We start from the raw sequence: 21,300 nt of genomic DNA, 5'->3' as shown, positions 1-21,300 counted from the left end.
GTCAATCACCATCCGAGCACAGCGCGCGAACGGAACGTGGGCGAATCCGCGTTTCGGTCACGGGGGCTGTCGGCGCCCCCACCTAGCCTCGGTGACGTGCGCATGATCCACACCTCCGACTGGCACCTGGGACGGGCATTTCACCAGGTCGGGCTGCAGGCTGCCCAGTCGGCCTTCCTCGACCACCTCGTCGAGGTCGTGCGCTCCGAGTCCGTCGCCGCGGTGGTCGTCTCCGGTGACATCTATGACCGTGCCCTGCCCGCGCCCGACACGGTGGCCATGCTCTCCGACGCGGTCGAGCGGCTCATCGACGCCGGCGCCGCCGTCGTGCTCTCCAGCGGCAACCACGACTCCGCCATCCGACTGGGCTTCGCCTCGCGTCTGCTCGAGCGCTCGGGTCTGCACATCCGCACGAGCATCGAGGACATCGGCCGTCCCGTGCTCGTCGGGGACGCCGCCATCCACGCGCTCCCCTACCTCGAGCCGTCGCTGTCGGCCGGTCCCCTGGGCACCGGCGAACGCACCCACGCCGGCGTCCTGCGCGCGGCGATGGAGCGGGTTCGGTCCTCCCTCGCAGCCGGCGGTGCGCGACGCTCCGTGGTCATGGCGCACGCCTTCGTCACCGGAGGCGCCACGAGCGAGTCCGAGCGAGACATCTCCGTGGGTGGTGTCGCGGCCGTGCCCCCGGAGGTCTTCGCCGGGGTCGACTACGCCGCTCTGGGCCACCTGCACGGCCGTCAGCAGGTGTCGGAGTCGGTCCGCTACTCCGGCTCCCCCGTCGCCATGTCGTTCAGCGAGGCGAGCCACACCAAGGGGTCCTGGCTCGTCGACCTCTCGGGCGAGGTCCCCGTCACCGACTTCGTTGCGGCTCCCGTCGAGCGTCCCCTCGTCCTGCTCCGCGGAACCCTGGACGATCTGCTCGGGGACCCGCGTCACACGGCCGCCGAGTCCGCGTGGTGCCAGGTCACCCTCACCGACCCGATCCGTCCGCTCGGGGCCATGGAGCGCCTGCGGGTCCGCTTCCCCCACACCCTCGACCTGCGCTTCGCCCCCACGGGTTCGGTCACGACCATGAGCGCGTATGCCGCGTCGCTCACCGAGCGCTCGGACCTCGACGTGTGCTGCGACTTCCTCACCCACGTCCGCGGCGGGCACGGCGCCGACGAGGACGAGCGGCTGCTGCTCGGCCGGGCCGTCGAGGGGGCCCGGCTGCGTCGATCGGCCCGTGAGGGCGAGGGTGGCAGGTCCATCCACCGGGTCACGGGGGCGGCATGAGGATCCACCGCCTGAGCGCGACCGCCTTCGGTCCGTTCCCCGACGAGATCTCCGTCGACTTCGACGTCCTGACGTCTGCGGGGCTTTTCCTCATCCACGGGCCGACGGGGGCCGGCAAGACCAGCCTCCTCGACGCGATCTGCTTTGCCCTCTTCGCCGACGTCCCCGGGCTGCGCGACAAGCGTGGCATTGTCAGCGACCACGCCGCCCCCACCACCACTCCCTCCGTTGAGCTCGAGTTCACCTGTGGCACACGGAGATTCGCAATTCGTCGATCCCCCGCGCACGCGCGCCCCAAGAAGCGTGGCACCGGCACGATCGAGGCGCCGGCCACGGTGGTCCTCTCCGAGCTTCGTGGTGGGGACTGGACGGTCGTCTCGACCCGCAACGACGAGGCGGCCGAGGTCCTCCACGACGTGCTCGGCATGGGCAAGGAGCAGTTCGCCAAGGTGGCCATGCTCCCCCAGGGTGAGTTCGCCGCGTTCCTCACCGCCAAGGACGACGAGCGTCGGGCCCTGCTCGAGAAGCTCTTCGACATCACCCGCTTCGCCGATGTCGAGGAGTGGCTCGTCGGCGCGCGCCGGGCCAGCGAGGCGGCAGTCACCGAGCTTCGGTCCGGCATCGACACCGACCTCGCCCGCCTGGCCGATGTCGTGGCCGCGAGTGGCCTTCCCGGGCCCGTCCCCGATGGTGACGCCGAGGCTGTCCCCGGGGCTGACGAGCGCACGCTCGATGGTCGCCCGGCTCTCGACCCGGCGTCGCCGGACGGGATCCGCGCGCTGCTCGACACCATCGGCAGCGACCTCGACGAGCGGCTGTCCGAGGCCATGGTCGCCCTCGACGCGGCCGTGGCCTCGGAGGCGGCCGCCGCCACCGAGGTCGAGCGTTCTCGCAGCGTCACCGCACTGCGAGAACGGGCCCGCGTTGCACGGGCGGCTCTTGCCAGCCTCGATCGCGTCGAGGACGACATCACCGCCGCCCGAGCCACCCACGACGCCGCGAGCCGGGCCGCGTCGGTCCGCGGCCACCTCGTCGCCATGGCGCGCGAGGCCACCGAGGTCGAGCGCGCCACGACGGCCCTCGAGGCAGCCATGGCTCGCGTGCGGTCCGTCAACCCACAGGCCGTGGATCCCACGGCCCTGCTCGACGCCCTGGAGGCGCATGACGACAGCCTGCGTGAGCTGGTCCGCCTCGAGACCGCCCGCGGCCTGCGAGCGCGACAGGCTGGTGACCACCTCGACGCCATCACGGATGCCACTCGAGTCCTCGAGAGCGCCGACGCCGACCGTGCCGCAGCCAAGGACCTCCTCGTCAGGGCCGAGTCGGTGGTGGCTGACGCCCTCGAGGCCGAGGCCTCCCGTGAGGGGGTGGAGAGTGCTGCCGAGGTGGCCCACGACCGGCTGCGTCTCGCTCGACGCGTGGTCGAGGACGAGGTCACGGTGTCACGGCTCGCCACCGATGCGGCGCAGGCCCGCTCGGCCGCTCAGGATGCCCGCGACCATGAGCAGGACGTCGTCTCTCGACGGTTGTCGCAGATGGCGGCAGAGCTGGCCGAGGGCCTGGTCGACGGCGAGTCGTGCCCGGTGTGTGGTGCCGACGAGCACCCGGCACCGGCTCGCGAGGGCAACCGGGTCGGCGCGACCGAGCTCGACGAGGCGCGACGCACCCATGCTGCCCTCACGCGTGCGCACCAGCAGGCCGAGACCGCGGCGGCAAGCGCACAGGCTCTGCTCAGCGAGGCACTGCGAGTCCTCGGCGTCTCCTCCGTCCGCGACCTCGAACTGAGGGCCCTGACTGACGAGGCTGCGTCCGCGGCAGCTCGGCAGGCGCAGGTGCGGGCCCGCGCCGCACAGCGGGTGTCGGGCGAGCAGCGCCTCGCAGCTGCCCGTGCCGAGCTGCACCGCGTCGACGAGGCAGTCACCGCTGCGCAGCAGGACCTGGCCCGCGCCACCACCGTGGCCGATCAGGCCCGGGTGGCCGACGCCGCCGACGTCGCCTCCATCGGCGCGCTGCTCGAGAGCCACTCGACCTGCCCCTGCACCTCCTCCATCGCGGCAGTGGAGGTTCATGCCGGGTCCGTGCCCGGTGCCTCGGGGGACCCCGCAGGCACGACGCGAGACATCGTCGAGTCGCACGAGAGCCTGGTCGTGGCGACGCGTGCGTGGGAGCAGGCCCTGGCCCGCCACGACGAGTCCGCCTCCCGACTGGCCTCCGCTGCCGAGGCCGGTGAGGCCGCGGCTGCTGAGGCCGGGTTCTCGTCCCTCCCTGACGCCTCCGCCGCAGTGATGCCACCCGCGGCCCTCGACCGGCTCCGTGACCGGCTGCACGACCACGACCGCGCGCGGTCCTCCGCCAGCGCCGTTCTCGAGGACGCCGAAGTCGTTGCGGCCGAGGCAGCTCCTGCGCCGGACCTCGACGCCGTCGTGTCGGCGGCGCAGCAGGCACGCTCGATCCTGCTCGCGGCGCAGTCCACCCAGACCCAGGCCAGCGCCGCTCGCCGGGCGTTCACCACCGTGAGGTCGAGCCTTGTGGCAGGCCTCGATGCCGCCGGGCCGGCCCTGACCCACCACCACCGGATCAAGGAGCTAGCAGACACCTTCACCGGTGGCGGACTCAACAACACCCTGCGGATGCGGCTCACCTCGTTCGTGCTCGCCAGCCGACTCGACACCGTCGCCCGGCTGGCCAACGAGCGGCTCCGCATCATGGGTGACGGTCGCTACACGCTCGAGCACTCCGACCGGTTGGCAGCTCGGGGGGCCCGCAGCGGACTGGGGCTGCGCGTCCTCGACCAGTGGACTGGGGTGAGCCGCGAGACCTCGACCCTGTCCGGGGGTGAGGCCTTCATGGCCTCACTCGCCCTCGCCCTGGGGCTGGCCGACGCCGTGCGCGAGGAGTCGGGCGGTTTCGACCTCGGCACCCTGTTCGTCGACGAGGGCTTCGGCACTCTCGACGACGAGAGTCTCGAACAGGTCATCTCCGTCCTCGACTCCCTGCGCGAGGGTGGGCGAGCCGTCGGCGTCGTCTCTCACGTCGGCGAGCTCCGCAGCCGCATCACCAGCCAGCTCGTCGTCCGCAAGAGCGCCAGCGGCAGCACCGTCGCGCTCTCGACCCCCGGAGCCGAGAGCGCCGCGTGACCTGCTGACGGCCAGGAGTCAGCGACGTTCCGGGCCGTGACGCGGAGGGTTCCATGCTCTCAATGGCGTATGCCGCCGCTCTCCGTCCCCGCGCCGGCCCGCGCCGGCCCGCGCCAGTCGAGAGGAGAGAACTCGCTGCCTCCGTCGTGGTGGAGACGGCGAGCTCTCTCCCCTCGACCGGTTGTTCGGGCAGCTCAGTCCTCGAAGGCCTCCGGCGGCGGGCACGAGCAGACGAGGTGGCGGTCGCCGTAGGCACCGTCGATGCGGCGCACCGGCGGCCAGTACTTCGCGAGCGGGTCGACACCCTTGGGGAAGGCGGCGTCCTGCCGGCTGTAGTCGACGTCCCAGTCTCCTACCAGCGAGACCGCCGTGTGCGGGGCTCCGCGCAGCACGCTCGTCGCCGCGTTGCCGGCAGCACCGACCGCCTCGATCTCCTCGCGGATCGCGATCATCGCGTCGCAGAAACGATCGAGCTCGAGCTTGTCCTCGCTCTCGGTCGGCTCGACCATGAGCGTGCCCGCGACCGGGAACGACATCGTCGGGGCGTGGAAGCCGTAGTCGATGAGCCGCTTCGCGATGTCGTCGACGCTGACGCCCGTCTCCTTGGTGAGGGGCCGCACGTCGAGGATGCACTCGTGGGCGACGAGCCCTCCCTCGCCCGAGTAGAGCACCGGGTAGTGGTCGCGCAGGCGCGCCGCGACGTAGTTGGCGTTGAGGACAGCCACCTCGGTCGCGCGACGCAGGCCCGCCGCCCCCATGAGCCGCACGTAGGCCCACGAGATCGGCAGGATGCCCGCCGAGCCGTAGGGCGCGGCCGAGATCGGACCGACGCCGGTCTCGGGACCTGCCTCCGGGTCCAATGGGTGGTTGGGGAGGAACGGTGCGAGGTGCTCCCGGCACGCCACAGGACCCACGCCCGGACCACCACCGCCGTGCGGGATGCAGAACGTCTTGTGGAGGTTGAGGTGGGAGACGTCGGCACCGAACCGCCCGGGCTGGGCCAGGCCGACGAGAGCGTTGAGGTTGGCGCCGTCGACATAGACCTGGCCGCCGGCGTCGTGCACCATCGCGCAGAGGTCGGTGATCGTGTCCTCGAAGACGCCGTGCGTGGAGGGATAGGTCACCATGATCGCGGCGAGGTCCTCCCGGTGCTCCTCGACCTTGGTCTTGAGGTCGTCCATGTCGACGTTGCCGGTGATGACATCGGTCTTGACGACGACGACCTTCATCCCCGCCATCACCGCGCTGGCGGCGTTGGTGCCGTGGGCGCTGGCCGGGATGAGGCACACCGTGCGCTCCCCCTGCCCTTGTGAGCGGTGGTATGCAGCGATGGCCAGCAGGCCGGCGAACTCACCCTGGGAGCCGGCGTTGGGCTGGAGCGAGACCGCGTCGTAGCCGGTGATGTCGCAGAGCCACTGCTCCAGCTCGCTCACGAGGTGGCGGATGCCCTCGGTCTGGTCGAGCGGTGCGAACGGGTGGAGGTTCGCGAACTCGGGCCAGGTGATGGCGAGCATCTCGGTCGTCGCGTTGAGCTTCATCGTGCACGAGCCGAGCGGGATCATGCCGCGGTCGAGGGCGAAGTCGCGATCCGAGAGGCGACGCAGGTAGCGCAGCATCGACGTCTCGCTGTGGTGGCTCGTGAAGACCGGGTGAGTGAGGTAGTCGGACGTGCGGAGGAGGGCCCCGTCCCAAGCGGGTTCGGCGATCGCCACCTCCGACGGCGCGTCCACACCGAACGCTCGGCAGACCTTGTCGAGGTCGTGGAGGTCGGTGGTCTCGTCGACCGAGATCAGCACGGTGTCGGAGTCATGCCGCCAGACGTTGGTGTGCTCGGCGAGGGCAGCCTGAACGATGTCGTCGGCGCGTCCCGGAACCCGAACCGACAACGTGTCGAAGACCGCCTCGTCGGCCACGTCGAAACCACCCTTACGCAGCGCGGCGACAAGAGCCGTCGCGTGCGCGTGGGTGCGGAGCGCGATGGCGCGCAGTCCACGCGGGCCGTGGTAGACGGCATACATGCTGGCCATGACCGCCAGCAGCACCTGTGCGGTGCAGATGTTGGACGTCGCCTTCTCGCGGCGGATGTGCTGCTCCCGGGTCTGGAGCGCAAGCCGGTATGCCGGTGCGCCCGTGACGTCGACCGACACGCCGACCAGTCGGCCGGGCAGGGTCCGCTCGAGGCCGGCACGCACGGACATGTAGCCGGCGTGGGGTCCGCCGAAGCCCATGGGGACACCGAACCGCTGAGTGGTCCCGACGGCGATGTCGGCGCCCCACTCCCCCGGCGCCGTGGCCAGGGTCAGGGCCATGAGGTCCGCCGCCGCCGTGACGAGGGCACCAGCCTCGTGGGCCGCGTCGGCCAGGGCGCGATGGTCACGCACCCGGCCGTGCAGGTCGGGGTACTGAACGAGCACACCGAAGACGTCACGCCCACCAGCAGCCGCGACGAGCGCCTCGCCCGTCGTCACCGACGACAGGTCGGCCACGACGATCTCGATGCCGAGCGGCAGGGCTCGGGTCTGCATCACGGCGAGAGTCTGCGGGAAGATGGCCTCGTCCACGAGGAGCACCGACTCGGACGCAGCCTTGCTCGAGCGGCGCATGAGCGTCATCGCCTCGGCCGCCGCGGTCGCCTCGTCGAGGAGGGAAGCGCCGGCCGTGTTCAGTCCGGTGAGGTCGCTCACCACGGTCTGGAAGTTGAGGAGCGCCTCCAACCTGCCCTGCGAGATCTCCGGCTGGTAGGGCGTGTATGCCGTGTACCAGGCCGGGTTCTCGAGGACGTTGCGCTGGATCACCGCCGGCGTGATCGTGCCGTAGTAGCCCAGGCCGATCATCGACGTGAGTACCTGGTTGCGGGCGGCGAGGCCGCGCAGCTCCTCGACGACGGCGAACTCGGAGTCAGCGGGTTCGATGGCCATGGCACGGGTCGCGCGGATGGCGGCCGGGACGGCGGTCTCGGTCAGGTCGTCCAGACTCGAACGACCTATGGTCGCGAGCATCTCGGCGATCTGCCCGTCGTCGGGACCGATGTGGCGCTCCGCGAAGGCGGGCAGGTCATTGGCGTGGATCGTGGGGTCGGTCATGAGGGTGAGGCTCCTGGCGCACGGACGGGCACGGGCCTCCCCTTCTGTCGCGGCAGAAGCCGTTTCAGAGGTGCCTGATCCGTGCGGTCCTTTGCGCCTGAGAGGTTCCGGGGAGTTTGCCCCTTCGGCGCCCCGGCTCCGATGTGCGACCAGGGACTCTCCCGCACGGTGTTTGCGGCGCGGCCAGCGTAACAAACGGCGCGCACCCGATGGGCGCGCGCCGTCTGCTACGTCGGTTGGGGGTTCAGGCGAGTCGCGCAGCGCGACGGGCACTCAGCTCGTCGTCGGGGTGCGCTGCCGGCGTCTCGTCGGAGAGACGCTCGCTCGGCAGGTGGGACAGGTCGCCCTCGACCTCGCGCCAGACCTTGCCGACGGCGATGCCGAAGACACCCTGACCGCCCTGGAGGAGGTCGATGACCTCTTCGTTGGACGTGCACTCGTAGACCGAGGCACCGTCGCTCATGAGGGTGATCTGGGCGAGGTCGTCGACGCCGCGGTCGCGCAGGACCTGCACGGCTCCACGAATCTGCTGCAGCGAGACCCCGGTGTCGAGGAGGCGCTTGACGATCTTGAGCGCGAGGATGTCGCGGAACCCGTAGAGACGCTGTGAGCCCGACCCGGCGGCCCCACGAACCGACGGCTCCACGAGTGAGGTGCGGGCCCAGTAGTCGAGCTGGCGGTAGGTGATGCCGGCCGCCTTGCACGCAGTCGGCCCGCGGTAGCCCATCTCCTCGTCGAGCTCGGGCAGGTCGTCCGTGAAGAGCAGCCCCTGCGCCGCGACGGGCACGTGAGCCTTGGGATGTTCCTCGATGGCGTTCACGCCAGCCTCCTGCTGCGACACGGTGTAACTACATGGACGTCGTTCTCTTGAGGTGACGTTATGGCGCTGGGCACCTGGGGTCAACTACCACTGGACCCTAACCTCATGCGTGTCGTGAGCAACATGAGTAACACTCACCCTCAACTTGACGGTTGATCTCCGGTGTCGAAGTCGTCGGCGGAGACGTGGTCCAGGAACTCCTTGAACTTCTCGACCTCGTTCTCCTCCTGCTCCTCCTCCGCCATGGCGATGCCGGCTTCGCCGAGGAGGTCCTCGGTCGTCACGATGTCGACGCCGAAGCGCAACGCCAGGGCGATGGCGTCCGAGGACCGGGAGTCGATGCTCTGCCCTCCCCCGTCCTCGCCGCCGTCGACGTCGAGCACCGCGTGGAAGACGCCGTTCGCCAGGCTGGTGATGCGCACCCGGTCGAGGGTGTGGCCCAGGTCGTCGAGGAGGTTCTTCATCAGGTCGTGGGTGAGGGGTCTCGGTGGGGTGACTCCCTGCTGGGCGTAGGCGATCGCCGCGGCCTCGGCCGCACCCACCCAGATGGGCAGGTAGCGACTGCCGTCCCGCTCACGGAGCAGGACGATGGGCTGATTGGTCGGCATCTCGACTCGGACCCCGAGGACGTCCAGTGACTTCACCCTTCCACCGTACGTCGTCAGGGTCGGGACAGACCACCCTTGACCAGCGCGGCGTGGAGCTGGAGGCACAGGCGAGCGACATCGGCCTGGTCCTGGGCACGGCCACCGGACCGGCGCGTGCTCATCGCCTGCTCGACGAGCCCCACCTCGCGATCGGCTGCGGTCCGGAACGGACGCAGGTGCCGTGCCTCGATCCCGTATGCAGCGAGGCCTGCGGCCGCGTGCGCGGCCTGGAGGTCGGCTCCCGAGAAGAGGCCCTCCGCATCGACTCGAAGGATGCCGAAGCCCTCGAGCGAGGAGATCGTCTCGAGGTCGAGACCTGTGGCCGTCGTCAGCTCGTCACGGGTGAGGCGGACGATCGGGCCCGGGCGGAGCGTGTCGGCCGAGGGAACGTCGGGATCCGCCTCGGGTCCGGGGGGCTGCGGGCGGGCGTCGACGTCCGTGGCCGGCTGGAGCCCGCGGTCGAGGGCGTCGAGCGCCTCACGGATGACCCTGAGCGGCCAGAACCGGTCGCGCTGTGCTCGCAGCACGTAGCGGAGGCGTTCGACGTCCGCGGCCGAGTAGGTCCGGTATCCCGCGGGCGTTCGTGTGGGTTCGACGAGCCCCTCGCCCTCCAGGAACCGGATCTTGGAGATGCTGACCTCGGGGAACTCCTGACGCAGGGCGTCGAGGACCTTCCCGATGGTCAGCGGCCGGTCAGGCCTGCTTGGCGGCATAGAAGACGAGGCGGTACTTGCCGATCTGCACCTCGTCGCCGGTCTGGAGCACGGAGTCGTCGATCCGCTCCCGGTTGACGTAGGTGCCGTTGAGCGAGCCGACGTCCTTGACGACGAACCGACCCTGGACTCGCTCGAACGTCGCGTGCTGCCGGGAGACGGTCACGTCGTCGAGGAAGATGTCGCTGTCGGGGTGCCGACCCGAGGAGACGATGTCGTCGTCCAGCAGGAACCGGGCCCCGGTGTTCGGACCGCGCAGGACGACGAGCAGGGCCGTGCCGGGACGGAGCGCCTCGACCGTGGCCTGGTCGGCGCGGGTGAGGACGTGCTCGCTCTCGTGGACGACGTCGGACTGCTCGAGTCCGTCCACCGCCCGGAAGCGCATCGTCGTCGACGACTCCGGCTCGCGCGCTGGGGTCTGGCGACTGTCGTCACTCATCTGTGCGGCTCCTCGGGTGCGGATGCGATTCTGCGGGCTTGTCGTCCGGAACATTCACCCTAGATGACCACTCCAGGGATGAACAGGTGGTTGGCCGTGGATGGCCTGTCAATCAGCTGAGCTGTTGCTGGTAGGCCTCGACGTCCAGGAGTCCGTCGACCGCTGCCGAGTCGCTCGGGCGCAGCTCATACATCCAGCCCTCGCCATACGGGTCGGAGTTCACGAGCTCGGGCGAGGCGTCCAGGGCCGCGTTGACGGCGGTGATCTCACCCGCGACCGGCGCGTAGAGGTCACTGACCGACTTCGTCGACTCCACCTCGCCGCACGCGTCTCCGACGGCCACGGTGTCTCCGGCTGCCGGCAGGCTGACATAGACGACGTCGCCGAGCGCGTCCTGGGCGAACGACGTGATCCCGATCCGCACGGTGCCGTCGTCACCTGCGCGCACCCACTCGTGCTCGGCGGTGTAGCGCAGGTCGCTCGGGTACTCGAGGTCGCTCATCGGTGAGGCTCCTTCAGGTGGCGTTCAGGACTTCGTGGGACTGGGGACGGGTCGAGCGTACTGAGGCTCCGAAACGGTCTGCAACGCGGACACCGTCACCTCCTCCTTGGTCTCGACGCCCGCCTCACCTCCGACGCTGCGGACCGACTCGGTCACACCCCCGGGGATCTCCATGGCGGACGCGAGGGTGGAGCCGTCGCCGATCGCCGTGACGACGTAGGGCGCGGTCACCGACGTGCCGGAGATCGCGAGGCCGCCCTCGTCGTCCGTGAAGTAGGTGTTGGCCACGACGCGGACGTTGTTGATCTCGACCGCCTCGGCGCCGGCGTCGCGCAGCTCCTGCAGGGTGTCGAGCAGCATCGGTGCCGTCACGCCGTTGTCGGGATCGCGGATCGTCAGCACGATGCCGGGCCCACGCGTCGGCACCGTCCCGGCCATGATCGCCAGCGAGTCGAGGCGCTGCTGCGCCGCCTGCTGGGCCTCGGTGAGGCTCGTGGTGTCGCTCTGGAGGCGGTCGCGCGAGAGCTGCAGGGTCTGGATCTCCTCGGCGAGCCGGTTGCCGTCCTGGTCGACCGTGTCGAGGATGCGGATGAGCTCGTCCTCACGCAGGTCCTCCAGCCCCTCGATCGAGGTCTGGTGCACCTGCGCCGCGATGGCGAACCCAAGGCCGAGCGCGAGGAGGGTCGCGAGGATGTTGGCCTTCGTACCCCGGGGTCGTCCGGCCCGGCCGAGCCGGTGCCACGCCGTGCTCGAAGACCCCGCGGGGCGGTTGGCGGGTGCGGTCGGCTGTGCGTCGGTCATCGGCGTCTGCTCACGCGTTGAAGAGGTGGCGGCGGATGGAGGCGACGTTGGAGAAGATCCGGACACCCAGGACGACCACGACGCCGGTCGAGAGCTGGCTGCCCACACCCAGCTGGTCGCCGAGGAAGACGATGAACGCGGCGACGACGACGTTGGAGAGGAACGAGATCACGAAGACCTTGTCGTTGAAGATCCCGTCAAGGACCGCCCGGACCGCGCCGAAGACCGCGTCGAGCGCGGCGATCACGGCGATGGGCAGGTAGGGCTGCAGCCACAGGGGCACCTCGGGCTGCATCAGGACACCGGCGACGATGCCGATGACCAGGCCCAGTGCGGGGATCACGACGAGTCTCCTTCGGGCGAGGGCGTTGCTGGGTCCTTGACCCTATCCGCGGGGACGGCTGCTCGGGTCCCGAGCGTGGCCGAGGCCGGAATCGTGACCTCTTTGCGGACGGAGGTCTCGACCCTGATGCCGAAGGAGCTCTTGAGCGTCGAGAGGTATGTGCCACCATTGCCGTCCGCGAAGGCCGCCGGCATCCTGCCCGGGTCGCCGATGGCGGTGACGACGTAGGGACGCTTGAGGGGGCGGTAGTCGACGAGGATCGCCTCACCCGCGAAGCGGATGGACGCCGTCGTGGTCAGCCGCTGGCCGTTGACCGAGACGGCCTCGGCACCGGCCTCCCAGAGGCTGTTGGTGAGGATCTGCAGGTCCCGGGCGAAGACGTTGCCATCGGTCGAGCTCGCATCAGCGCGAGGTTCGCTGTTGGAGCCGGCCTCCTCCGAGCTGGGCGCGTCGTCGACGGTCACGACGAACCCCGGGCCACGCACCGGGACCGCCCCGGTGACGAGGGCGAGGCGCTCGACCTCCTGGGCCAGCGACTCGCTCACGTCACGGAGGGTCTCCGCGTCGAGGGTCGCGATCTCGGACCGGAGCGTTCCCGCCTGTGCGGCGCGGGTGTCCACGACGGCCTGCTGCTGCTCGATGCGCTCGATGAGGCTGGTCTTCGTGCGCTCCTTGGTGGTCTCGCCGCCACGCAGCTGCATCGCGGCGATCCCGACGAGCACGCCGATGACCACCGCGAACAGGACGAGCGCGGGCGAGCGCAGGCTCGTCGCCCGGGACAGGCCCGCCCTCTCACGGCGGTCGGCGGCCGCGGCATACCCGGAGTCGAGGGGTCGCTCGAGCATCGAGGTGAGCAGCGTCATCGACGCGTCAGGGCGGCGAGGTGGGGTGGTGACCTGCGGGCTCATCGGGCACCACGGCGAGCGATCAGCGCACGGAGCTGGACGGCATACAGGATCCCCGCAACCCAGTAGAGGACGATGCCCCACCACGCGAAGCCCCACCCCACGGGGCGCATGAAGGTCGCCAGCGCACCGTCCCCGTCGGCCATGAGCAGTGCCGGGAACGCGTAGAGGAGGTTGAAGGTCGCAGCCTTGCCGATGAAGTGGACGGGCAGCCCGGTCCAGCCATGGCGCTTGGCGATGAGGACGACGACGCCCATGAACGCCTCACGGGCGAAGAGCACCACCACGACCCACCAGGGGATGATGTCGCGCCACGCGAGACCCACGAGGGTGGTGACGATGTAGAGGCGGTCGGCGATGGGGTCCAGCAGCTGGCCGACGCGCGAGACCAGCCCGTAGTGGCGCGCGATCTTGCCGTCCAGGTAGTCAGTGATCCCCGACGCCATGAGGATGACGAGGGCGATGGCGTCGTGCTGCGTGGCGATCGCCCAGATGAAGACGGGAACGCCGAGAAGTCGCAGTGCCGAGAGCGCGTTGGGCAGGGTGACGACGCGGTCGACGGGGTCGCTGTCGGTCCCCCGAACGCTCTCACCCGCAGTCATGGCTGCAGCCTATGTGCTCGTGTCTACAGTCGGTTCATGACTTCCCGCATCCTCACCGGCGACGCCGCGACCTGGCGTTCGCGCCGCACCGGAGTGAAGTGGGGGCACTATCCCGACGACGTCCTGCCGCTCTGGGTCGCGGAGATGGACGCCACCCCCTGCGAGCCCGTCGTCGAGGCGGTGAGCGCGGCACTGCGACGTGGAGACACGGGCTATCCGCTCGGGGCCGACTTCGTCGACGCGGCTGTCGGGTATGCCGCCGACACCTGGGCCTGGACGATCGACCCGACCCGCGCCACTCCCGTGGCCGACGTCATGATCGGGCTGGCCGAGCTCGTCCGGTGCGTCACCGACCCGGGCGGTCCCGTCATCGTGTCGTCGCCGGTCTACAACGCGTTCTTCGACTTCGTCGCCATGACGGGTCGCCGGGTCGTCGACGCCCCGTTGTGCGGCGGACGTCTCGACCTCGCGGCGCTGGACCTGACGTTCGCCGAGGTGACCGCACAAGGTGGGCGGGCGGCATACCTGCTGTGCAACCCGCAGAACCCGACGGGCACGGTCCACACGGCCTCGGAGCTCGCGGCCCTGGCTGGCCTGGCGAACCGCCACGGGGTCGTCGTCATCGCCGACGAGATCCACGCGCCGATCGTCCATGACGGCCCGTTCACTCCCTACCTGTCGGTGCCGGGCGGGCAGCAGGGGGCCAGTTTCCTGTCGGCGTCGAAGGCCTGGAACCTCGCCGGCCTCAAGGCAGCCCTCGCCGTCATCGGCAGCGACGCCCGGAGCGAGCTGGCGATCCATGAGGCACACACGCACGGCGCGAGCCACCTGGGTCAGATCGCGGCCGTCGCGGCCTGGACCGACGGACGCCCGTGGCTCGCCCAGGTCACGGCCGAGATCGCCGAGAACCGCGTGCTGCTGGGTCGACTGCTCGCCGAGCACCTCCCGAAGATCCGGTATGCCGCACCCGCCGCGACCTACCTGGCGTGGCTCGACTGCCGGGCGCTCGGCCTGGGCGAGGACCCAGCCTCGGTCATCCGCGAGCGGGGACGGGTGGCCCTCTCGTCGGGCCCGACCTTCGGCGACACCGGACGCGGCCATGTCCGGCTCAACCTCGCGACGTCTCCGGATATCGTCACCGAGGCCGTCCGGCGCATGGCAGGGTCGCTCGGGTGAACCCCGATGTGACCCGATGGCTGCTCACCGCGACCGAGCGCGACAACCCCCACACGCGCCTCGACGAGGCGCACCCCGGGGAGCAGGCATGGTCGACGGGCAACGTCGTGCGTCCCCTCGTCGACGGCGCGACCTACTTCGCCGAGCTGCACCGGGTGCTCGAGGCGACGAAAGAGGGCGACCTGGTCCTGTTCGCCGGGTGGCGGATCGACGGCGACGAGCAGCTCACCGACGACCCGTCGAGCACCCTGCTCGCCGTCCTCGACCGGGCGGAGAACCGCAGGGTGCAGGTGCGCGTCCTCGTCTGGCGCTCGCACACCGAGCAGCTCGACTTCTCGGCCGAGAAGAACCGCCAGGTCGCTGAGGAGCTCGCCGACGAGGACGACGAGCACGCCGAGGTGCTGCTCGACATGCGGGTCCGCCGCGGCGGCTCGCACCACCAGAAGTTCGTCGTCGTCCGACACCGCGACGACCCCTCGCGCGACATCGCCTTCGTCGGCGGGATCGACGTGGCCCACTCCCGACGCGACGACTCCCACCACCACGGTGACCCGCAGCGGCAGACGCTCGCCGACGAGTACGGCCCCAGCCCCGGGTGGCACGACGTCCACTGCGCCATCACGGGCCCGGCGGTCGCGGACGTGGAGACCGTGTTCCGTGAGCGCTGGGAGGATCCGGACCCCCTCACCCCGGCGTGGCACTCGCGGCTGCGCGATCGGCTGAGCCGGGTCAAGCACGAGGCGAGCCCGCTGCCACCGACCCTTCCCGCCCCCGAGCCGGTCGAGGGCGGCACGCACGTCGTCCAGCTGCTGCGCACCTACCCGCACCTTCACCTCGGTCGGGCCTACCCGTTCGCTCCGCGGGGTGAGCGCTCCATCGCCCGGGCCCACCTCAAGGCCATCGGGCAGGCGCGCGAGCTCATCTACATGGAGGAGCAGTACCTCTGGTCGTCCTCGGTGACCTCGGCGCTCGCGGACGCCCTGACCGACAACCCGCGGCTGCACCTCATCTCGGTCCTCCCCCACCGTCCCGACCTCATGGGCACGGCCGAGCTGCTGCAGCTCGAGGGCCGCTTCGAGGCGATCGCCCAGCTGACCGCCGCGGCACCGGACCGCTTCGCGGCATACGGCATCGAGAACTCCACCGGTTGGCCCGTCTACGTGCACGCCAAGGTCTTCGTCATCGACGACTGGTACGCGACGATCGGCTCTGACAACGTCAACCGACGCTCGTGGACCCACGACTCGGAGCTGACGGCGCTCGTCCTCGACGAGGCCTCCACCGACCACTCGCCCTTCGCCCGGTCGCTGCGGCTGCGGCTCGCCGCCGAGCACCTCGACCGCCCGCTCTCGGGACCGGAGCACGAGAGCGCCCTGGCCGACTGCGTCTCCGCCGCTGGGATGTTCAACACGTTCGCCGCGTCCGCCACGGCGCTGCAGGCCTGGCGCGACGGTGGGATGCTCGGTCAGCGATCGGCCGGGAGGCTTCGACGGGTCCACGAGCCGGACATCGGTCGGGCGCTCCGGCGGGTGCTGGAAGTGCCGCAACGCCTGCTCGGCGACCCCGACGGGCGGCCGACGACGCTGCGCCGAGAGCGGTCGTACTGACCTGGGGCCCACCTTGCTCAACCGATTCGGCCGGGACTACACGCATGGGATATGGTTTCGTTCGCTCGCCCGGCAACAGGTGAGCAGCCACGGGCTGTGGCGCAGCTTGGTAGCGCACTTGACTGGGGGTCAAGGGGTCGCAGGTTCAAATCCTGTCAGCCCGACGTTCGGACCCTGACCTCTTCATGCAGGTCAGGGTCCTTCTCTGTCCGCTCCGGCTCGGGTGCCGCAGGCGTCGTCAGTGGGAGCACCATGACGACCGTCGTGCCCTCACCCTCGACCGACTGGAGCTCCAGCTCTCCGTGGTGTGCGTCGATGATGGCCCTGACGATGGCCAGGCCCAGTCCGGTGCCGGGGATCGCGTGCTCGGTGGCGTTGCTCGCGCGGAAGAACCGCGAGAACATCTGCGCCATGTCGGCCTCCGGGATGCCGATCCCCTCGTCGCGGCACTGGATGCGCACTCGCGTCGCCTCGACCACGGCGGCGACCGACACGGTGCCGCCGGTGCGTGAGAACTTCACGGCGTTGCCGATGACGTTGGTGAGTGCCCGGCCCAGCTGCAGCGGGTCGCCCTGCAGGATGCAGGTGCCCGGGACGGCCAGGACCTCGAGCCTCACCGAGTTTGCCGTCGCCTGCGGCTGCAGGTCCTGGACGACGTCGGCCACCAGCGACCCGATGTCCACGGGCACGAAGCTGGGGTCGAGGCCGCGGGTCTCGATCCGGTTGAGCACGAGGACGTCCTCGATGAGGCCCCGGAGGCGGACCGTGTTGCGGTCGATCACCCCGAGGGCCTTGACCTGTGCCGGCGACAGCTCGCCGAGGTCTCCGTCCTCAAGCATCTCGAGGTAGCCCGCGATCGAGGTCAGCGGGGTCCGCAGCTCGTGACTGACGGTTCCGACGAACTCGTCCTTCTGCCGGTCCAGGGCCTCGAGCCGCTCGACGAGCTGGGCCTGCTGCCTGACCCGCTCGCCGGTGAGGAAGCTGCGCGCGGTGTAGGCGGTCGCCTGCTGGAGGGCGCTGCGCTCGTGCGGCGTCCACGAGCGCGCCGTGGGTGAGATGAGGAGGATCCCCCCGATCACACCGTCCCCGACCCCGAGCGGCGTGCCGAGGAAGGCGCCGATCGGCAGCTGCTCGGCCAGGCTCACGACGAAGGGCTGGTGACGCATCGGATCGCGGGCGAGGTCCTCCGTCATGAGCAGGGTCCCCGACACCCAGTGGCCCCGGGCGATGCTCTCCCGGGAGACCGGGGGAACCAGGACGACCCGCGACCCGTCGAGCACGTCCGGTGGCCAGGATGCCGCCAGCCGCCAACGGCCTTCCGCGGCGCCCTCCGTCGGCTCCGCCGTGAAGATGGCCGCGGTGGTCGAGGTCGCCTCAGCCAGCACCTCGGCCGTGATCGCCAGGGCCTCCTGCGGCTCGACCCGGCCGCGCAGCCGGGTGGCGAGCGAGAGCGTGACCTCCTGCATCCGGATCGCGTCCTGCTGGTCGGCCTCGAGCGAGCGCGTGACTGAAGTGAGGTGGTTGAAGTGGGCCGCGAGCTCGCGCACGTCGCGGGGGCCCGACGTCTCACGGGCCAGGGCGGTGCGATCCCCTCGGCTCTGCGCGTGCACGACCTGGCGCAGTGCGTCGATCGATCCGGTGAGCGACCTCGCGATGCGCCACCCGGCATACAGGGCGATGACGGTCGCGAGCAGCGCGCCGCCGGCGAGGAGCACCACGGCATCGCGAAGCTGGCCCGTGGACGCCCTGCGAGCGGCTATGCGTTGGGCCGTGAGGTCCTGGCCGATCGCCGCATTGGCCGCGCGGACCTCGTCGAACACCCTCTTGCCGCCCCGGTAGTCCAACGTGCCCCGGGTGGCCAGGAGCGACCTGGAGTCGTTGGCGTAGTCCCACCACGCAGCGATGGCCCGGTCCTGCGTGGCCAGCCTCTCGGACCAGCGAGGGAGCTCGGGATCGAGCACCCGGCGCAGCGCCTGCTGCTGGGTCGTGACGCGCCGCTGGGCACCGTTGAACGGCTCGAGCAGGACCTGGTCGCGAGAACCGTCGTACCCACGCAGGCCGGTCTCGGCGTCGGTGAGGATCTGGAGGATGGACGCGTTGGCGTCGGCGGCCGGTCCGTTGAGCGTGGCCAGGTCGTCGACCTGGCGATAGGCGCCCAGCACGGCCACGGTGCCCGTGACCACCGCGAGGAGCATCAGTCCCACGAGGATGAAGACGAGTCGCCGCAGGCGCTGGGTGACCGTCAGGGCCGCGACGTTCATGTCTTCGACTTCTCGCCGAGGCCCACGCGCGTCATGGTGCCCCAGACCTGCTCCCGTCCGCGCAGGCTCGCCCACCAGCCCTGCAGTCGCCACCAGGCGGTGATCTGGCGGTAGCCGATGTTCTCTGCCACCGCCGCGAGGAGCATGACGCCGAGGTCGCGCCACCGCGTGTACTTGCGGAAGGTCATCTCCTCGAGAGTCATCGCGGCGAGTGTCACGAGGATGGCGTAGCCGTAGGCGACGAGCATGAACAGGAGCGCGAAGGGGACGTTGATGACGTCCAGGGCGAGCCCGAGGATGACGAGCAGGAGGCCCCCGAACTCCAGCAGCGGAGCGAGGAGCTCGAAGAGCCAGTAGTACGGCACGGCGAGCATGCCGACCTTGCCGTAGCGCGGGTTGAGCATCATGTGCTTGTACTTCCACAGCGTCTCCCAGAGACCGCGGTGCCAGCGTGCCCGCTGCTTCCTCAGGACCTTGGTCGTGGAGGGAACCTCGGTCCAGCAGACGGGTTCGCCCACGAACTGCACGCGGTAGTCGCGACCCTCGCGACGCAGGTGCTGGTGCACGCGCATGAGGACCTCGAAGTCCTCCCCGATGCTCGTGGTGTCCAGTCCGCCGACCTCGACGAGCACGTCGCGCCGGAACACGCCGAACGCGCCGGAGATCAGCACGAGCGCCCCGAGCCGGGACCAGCCGGCGCGGCCGATGAGGAAGGCACGGAGGTACTCGACGACTTGTATCCGCGGCAGCAGCTCCCTCGGCATCCGAGGCTCCACGAGCCGGCCGGCGACGACGCGGCTGCCGTTGGCTGCGCGGATGACTCCCCCGGCAGCCACCATCCGCGTCGGGTCGTCCGCGAACGGGACCGTGACGGTCAGCAGGGCGTCGGGGTCGAGGATCGAGTCCGCGTCGACGAAGACGAGGAGCTCGCCGGCCGCGGCGTTGATGCCGACGTTGACGGCGTCCGACCGCCCCGAGTTCGTCTTGCGGATGATCGTCAGCGGGGTGCGACCGTTGCGGGGCACGTGGACCGAGAGGACCTCGGCGCGCACCGGCAGCTCACGCGGGATCTCGCGGTCGACCTCCACGAGGTCGAAGGCCTCGGCGAGCACCGCGAACGTGTCGTCCTTGCTCCCGTCGTCGACGCACACGACGTCGTGGTGCGGGTAGCGCAGCGAGAGCAGCGACTGCACCGACTGGACGATGCCCGCGGCCTCGTTGTACATCGGCACGACGAGCGTCACCGACGGCACGAACTCGCTGGCCACCCGCTCCCCACGCCCGGCCTGCTCGACCCGACGCAGGTGGTGCACGAAGTCCCAGGCTGCGAGGGCGACGAAGACGAGGTAGGACGTGTTGATGAGCACGAAGTAGATGAGGACCGGCCACTGCATCGTGGCCAGCACGTCGATGACGACCTCGCGCAGCCCCGGGACGATCTCGTCGGCATCCATCAGCCGGCCCGCTCTGAGCTCTGCAGGTCGAGCAGCTGGACGGCTCCGCGGACCGCGGACCGCGCGGCCTCCGGCGCATGGGAGTCCTGCGCCGTGCGGCGCAGGGCCCGCCGTCCCTCGTCGGACTGAGCGAGCGAAGAGGCCGAGGCCACCGCCAGGAAGCGGTCCTCGTCGGCCAGGACTGAGACGAGCACTGCGACGGCGTCGGTGCCCCCCAGCTCGCCGAGCGCCCGGGCGGCCGCCCGCCGCACCACGGCCGGCTGCTCGGGCGCGAGCAGGTGCGCGACCGCGGGGACGTCCTCCGGCCGGCCGACCGCGCCGAGTGCCTCGGTGGCGCTCACCCGCACCGTCCGGTCCTCGTCGGTGGCCGCCAGCCGGGTCAGTCGAGGCACGCAGCCGATGAAGAGGCTGTGGCCCGCGACGGCCGCGGCGACGTTGCGGACGCCGGGGTCGGAGTCCTCGAGCCCCATGGACACGGCGGACCCGGCCTCGACGCCCAGCCGGGTGAGCGTCTGCATGGCCACGGTGGCGGGCACTCCGGGGCCCGACCGTCGGGTCCGGACGGCGCGCAGGACTGCCTCGGCGGCCTCGGACCCCGCACCCGCGCCGATGGCGCCGACGGCCCGGGCGGCGACGATGCGCACCTCTCTGGACCGGTCGGACAGCATGCGCACGATGTCGTCGGTGAGGGCTGGGTCCCGCAGCAGCCCGAGCGTGCGTGTGGCGCGTGCGCGCCGCACGCTGGACGCCGCGTCGAGGGAACGCAGGGCGGTGGACACGCCATGGCGCTCGCGCAGGACGGCGACCAGGTCCTCGGCCGGCGCGCCGCGCACCTTGGTCAGGAGGTCGACGAGGGCGCGGTCGAGGACCGTGCCGGCGACCCGGTCGTCGACCAGGCGCCGGCGGGACTTCCCTGACGGGTCCTCGCCCGCACCCACCGCGATGAGATCGGTGCGCAGGGGCGCCAGCCGTTCGCGACTGGACGTGGCCGTGCGCTGGATCCACACCCGGCTGGCGACGACGACGAAGGCCAGGACGACGCACAGGCCAAGCACCGCGACGAGGACCTCGTCGAGCAGGCTCTGGCCGACGGGAAGCGCGTCGATCACCTTGGTCGTGCGACGAGGGCCGCGATGCGGTGGACGAGCTCGCGCGGGCTGAACGGCTTGATGAGGTAGTCGTCGGCGCCGGTCGAGAAGCCCATGTCGACATCGGTGTCACGAGAACGCGCGGTGAGCAGGACCACGCGGACGTTGCGCAGCGCGTCGTCGGCACGGATCTCGCGCAGGACGTCGATCCCCGAGAGCCCTGGCATCATCACGTCCAGAACCGCCAGGTCAGGTGGGTCGCGCCGGATCTCCTCGAGGGCCTCGACGCCGTTGGCACTGGCTCTCACGGTGTATCCGGACTGGGTGAGCTTGAGCTCCACCAGGTCACGGATGTCCGCGTCATCATCGGCCACGACCACGTCCACCACTGTCGGCTGCACGGATGCCCCCTCTCCTCGGGCCATCAGCGTATAGCCACTGACTAGT

At 70.7% G+C, this 21,300-nt stretch carries 18 protein-coding genes, 1 tRNA gene and 1 riboswitch; of the genes, 5 read left to right on the top strand and 14 right to left on the bottom strand.

All coding sequences use genetic code 11. The features are described from left to right. Positions 1-96 precede the first annotated feature (96 nt). Positions 97-1,275 carry an exonuclease SbcCD subunit D gene (locus ACFQW8_RS16685; protein WP_380089311.1) on the top strand — a complete coding sequence of 393 codons (1,179 nt, stop codon included), beginning with the start codon at positions 97-99 and terminating at the stop codon, positions 1,273-1,275. After that, positions 1,272-4,412 (top strand): AAA family ATPase, encoded by a 3,141-nt coding sequence (locus tag ACFQW8_RS16680; RefSeq protein WP_380089310.1) that lies wholly within the window; start codon positions 1,272-1,274, stop codon positions 4,410-4,412. The genes ACFQW8_RS16685 and ACFQW8_RS16680 overlap by 4 nt, the downstream gene beginning before the upstream one ends. Positions 4,413-4,606: 194 nt before the next feature. Here ACFQW8_RS16680 and gcvP read toward each other — a convergent pair whose 3' ends face one another. The 10 genes from gcvP to ACFQW8_RS16630 form a co-directional block, all read right to left on the bottom strand. Continuing rightward, on the bottom strand, positions 4,607-7,495 hold the full coding sequence (gcvP, locus tag ACFQW8_RS16675; RefSeq protein WP_380089309.1) for an aminomethyl-transferring glycine dehydrogenase: 2,889 nt from the start codon (positions 7,493-7,495) through the stop codon (positions 4,607-4,609). A gap of 74 nt (positions 7,496-7,569) precedes the next feature. Next, positions 7,570-7,669: riboswitch (glycine riboswitch) on the bottom strand. 70 nt (positions 7,670-7,739) lie between these two features. Beyond that, on the bottom strand, positions 7,740-8,315 hold the full coding sequence (locus tag ACFQW8_RS16670) for a MerR family transcriptional regulator (protein WP_380089307.1): 576 nt from the start codon (positions 8,313-8,315) through the stop codon (positions 7,740-7,742). A 140-nt stretch (positions 8,316-8,455) separates the two neighbouring features. Then, complete coding sequence (locus tag ACFQW8_RS16665) at positions 8,456-8,959, bottom strand: bifunctional nuclease family protein (RefSeq protein WP_380089305.1); 504 nt, start codon at positions 8,957-8,959, stop codon at positions 8,456-8,458. 17 nt (positions 8,960-8,976) lie between these two features. Continuing rightward, positions 8,977-9,675, bottom strand: a complete 699-nt coding sequence (gene ftsR / locus ACFQW8_RS16660; protein ID WP_380089303.1) for a transcriptional regulator FtsR — start codon at positions 9,673-9,675, stop codon at positions 8,977-8,979. Beyond that, positions 9,656-10,114 (bottom strand): FHA domain-containing protein, encoded by a 459-nt coding sequence (locus ACFQW8_RS16655; protein ID WP_380089301.1) that lies wholly within the window; start codon positions 10,112-10,114, stop codon positions 9,656-9,658. The genes ftsR and ACFQW8_RS16655 overlap by 20 nt, the downstream gene beginning before the upstream one ends. Before the next feature lie 112 nt (positions 10,115-10,226). After that, positions 10,227-10,616, bottom strand: coding sequence for a glycine cleavage system protein GcvH (gcvH, locus tag ACFQW8_RS16650; protein ID WP_380089300.1), 390 nt, complete (start codon positions 10,614-10,616; stop codon positions 10,227-10,229). Positions 10,617-10,640: 24 nt separating this feature from the next. Next, positions 10,641-11,417, bottom strand: coding sequence for a DUF881 domain-containing protein (locus ACFQW8_RS16645; protein ID WP_380089298.1), 777 nt, complete (start codon positions 11,415-11,417; stop codon positions 10,641-10,643). Positions 11,418-11,427: 10 nt separating this feature from the next. Beyond that, positions 11,428-11,760 carry a small basic family protein gene (locus ACFQW8_RS16640; protein WP_380089296.1) on the bottom strand — a complete coding sequence of 111 codons (333 nt, stop codon included), beginning with the start codon at positions 11,758-11,760 and terminating at the stop codon, positions 11,428-11,430. Then, a complete protein-coding gene (locus tag ACFQW8_RS16635; protein ID WP_380089294.1) occupies positions 11,757-12,668 on the bottom strand; it encodes a DUF881 domain-containing protein in 912 nt (303 codons plus the stop codon). Before ACFQW8_RS16635 ends, ACFQW8_RS16640 begins: the two co-directional genes overlap by 4 nt. Then, complete coding sequence (locus ACFQW8_RS16630) at positions 12,665-13,267, bottom strand: CDP-alcohol phosphatidyltransferase family protein (RefSeq protein WP_380089292.1); 603 nt, start codon at positions 13,265-13,267, stop codon at positions 12,665-12,667. The genes ACFQW8_RS16635 and ACFQW8_RS16630 overlap by 4 nt, the downstream gene beginning before the upstream one ends. Before the next feature lie 36 nt (positions 13,268-13,303). Between ACFQW8_RS16630 and ACFQW8_RS16625 the strand changes: the two genes are divergently transcribed. From ACFQW8_RS16625 to ACFQW8_RS16615, 3 genes are all read left to right on the top strand, one after another. Continuing rightward, positions 13,304-14,443: a MalY/PatB family protein gene (locus ACFQW8_RS16625; protein WP_380089291.1), complete on the top strand. Its 1,140-nt coding sequence runs from the start codon at positions 13,304-13,306 to the stop codon at positions 14,441-14,443. After that, the gene (locus tag ACFQW8_RS16620) at positions 14,440-16,050 is read left to right on the top strand and encodes a phospholipase D family protein (RefSeq protein WP_380089289.1); all 1,611 of its coding nucleotides are present in this window, start codon (positions 14,440-14,442) and stop codon (positions 16,048-16,050) included. Before ACFQW8_RS16625 ends, ACFQW8_RS16620 begins: the two co-directional genes overlap by 4 nt. 90 nt (positions 16,051-16,140) lie before the next feature. After that, positions 16,141-16,214: transfer RNA gene (locus tag ACFQW8_RS16615), tRNA-Pro, on the top strand. Here the strand turns inward: ACFQW8_RS16615 and ACFQW8_RS16610 are convergent. The 4 genes from ACFQW8_RS16610 to ACFQW8_RS16595 are packed head-to-tail and all read right to left on the bottom strand — an operon-like array spanning position 16,206 to position 21,254. Then, entirely contained in the window at positions 16,206-18,311 is a 2,106-nt protein-coding gene (locus ACFQW8_RS16610) for an ATP-binding protein (RefSeq protein WP_380089287.1), read from the bottom strand. The two genes, ACFQW8_RS16615 and ACFQW8_RS16610, sit on opposite strands and share 9 nt — an antisense overlap. Further along, positions 18,308-19,765: a glycosyltransferase family 2 protein gene (locus ACFQW8_RS16605; protein WP_380089285.1), complete on the bottom strand. Its 1,458-nt coding sequence runs from the start codon at positions 19,763-19,765 to the stop codon at positions 18,308-18,310. The genes ACFQW8_RS16610 and ACFQW8_RS16605 overlap by 4 nt, the downstream gene beginning before the upstream one ends. Further along, entirely contained in the window at positions 19,765-20,874 is a 1,110-nt protein-coding gene (locus tag ACFQW8_RS16600) for a HEAT repeat domain-containing protein (protein WP_380089284.1), read from the bottom strand. Before ACFQW8_RS16600 ends, ACFQW8_RS16605 begins: the two co-directional genes overlap by 1 nt. Beyond that, on the bottom strand, positions 20,871-21,254 hold the full coding sequence (locus ACFQW8_RS16595; RefSeq protein ID WP_380089282.1) for a response regulator transcription factor: 384 nt from the start codon (positions 21,252-21,254) through the stop codon (positions 20,871-20,873). The genes ACFQW8_RS16600 and ACFQW8_RS16595 overlap by 4 nt, the downstream gene beginning before the upstream one ends. Between the last annotated feature and the right edge of the window lie 46 nt (positions 21,255-21,300).

Source organism: Knoellia altitudinis (assembly GCF_042666355.1).
Classification (GTDB): domain Bacteria; phylum Actinomycetota; class Actinomycetes; order Actinomycetales; family Dermatophilaceae; genus Knoellia; species Knoellia altitudinis.
The sequence above is the reverse complement of the archived record's forward strand: the minus strand, read 5'-3'. Positions and strand labels throughout refer to the sequence as shown.

What these genes read in the sequence shown, in the direction of transcription:
- gcvH (WP_380089300.1), bottom strand. Translation starts at nt 10,616, where the DNA reads ATGAGCGACCTCGAGTACCCGAGCGACCTGCGCTACACCGCCGAGCAC.
- ACFQW8_RS16655 (WP_380089301.1), bottom strand. Translation starts at nt 10,114, where the DNA reads ATGAGTGACGACAGTCGCCAGACCCCAGCGCGCGAGCCGGAGTCGTCG.
- ACFQW8_RS16680 (WP_380089310.1), top strand. Translation starts at nt 1,272, where the DNA reads ATGAGGATCCACCGCCTGAGCGCGACCGCCTTCGGTCCGTTCCCCGAC.
- ACFQW8_RS16645 (WP_380089298.1), bottom strand. Translation starts at nt 11,417, where the DNA reads ATGACCGACGCACAGCCGACCGCACCCGCCAACCGCCCCGCGGGGTCT.
- ACFQW8_RS16635 (WP_380089294.1), bottom strand. Translation starts at nt 12,668, where the DNA reads ATGAGCCCGCAGGTCACCACCCCACCTCGCCGCCCTGACGCGTCGATG.
- ACFQW8_RS16625 (WP_380089291.1), top strand. Translation starts at nt 13,304, where the DNA reads ATGACTTCCCGCATCCTCACCGGCGACGCCGCGACCTGGCGTTCGCGC.
- ftsR (WP_380089303.1), bottom strand. Translation starts at nt 9,675, where the DNA reads ATGCCGCCAAGCAGGCCTGACCGGCCGCTGACCATCGGGAAGGTCCTC.
- ACFQW8_RS16605 (WP_380089285.1), bottom strand. Translation starts at nt 19,765, where the DNA reads ATGGATGCCGACGAGATCGTCCCGGGGCTGCGCGAGGTCGTCATCGAC.
- ACFQW8_RS16630 (WP_380089292.1), bottom strand. Translation starts at nt 13,267, where the DNA reads ATGACTGCGGGTGAGAGCGTTCGGGGGACCGACAGCGACCCCGTCGAC.
- gcvP (WP_380089309.1), bottom strand. Translation starts at nt 7,495, where the DNA reads ATGACCGACCCCACGATCCACGCCAATGACCTGCCCGCCTTCGCGGAG.
- ACFQW8_RS16610 (WP_380089287.1), bottom strand. Translation starts at nt 18,311, where the DNA reads ATGAACGTCGCGGCCCTGACGGTCACCCAGCGCCTGCGGCGACTCGTC.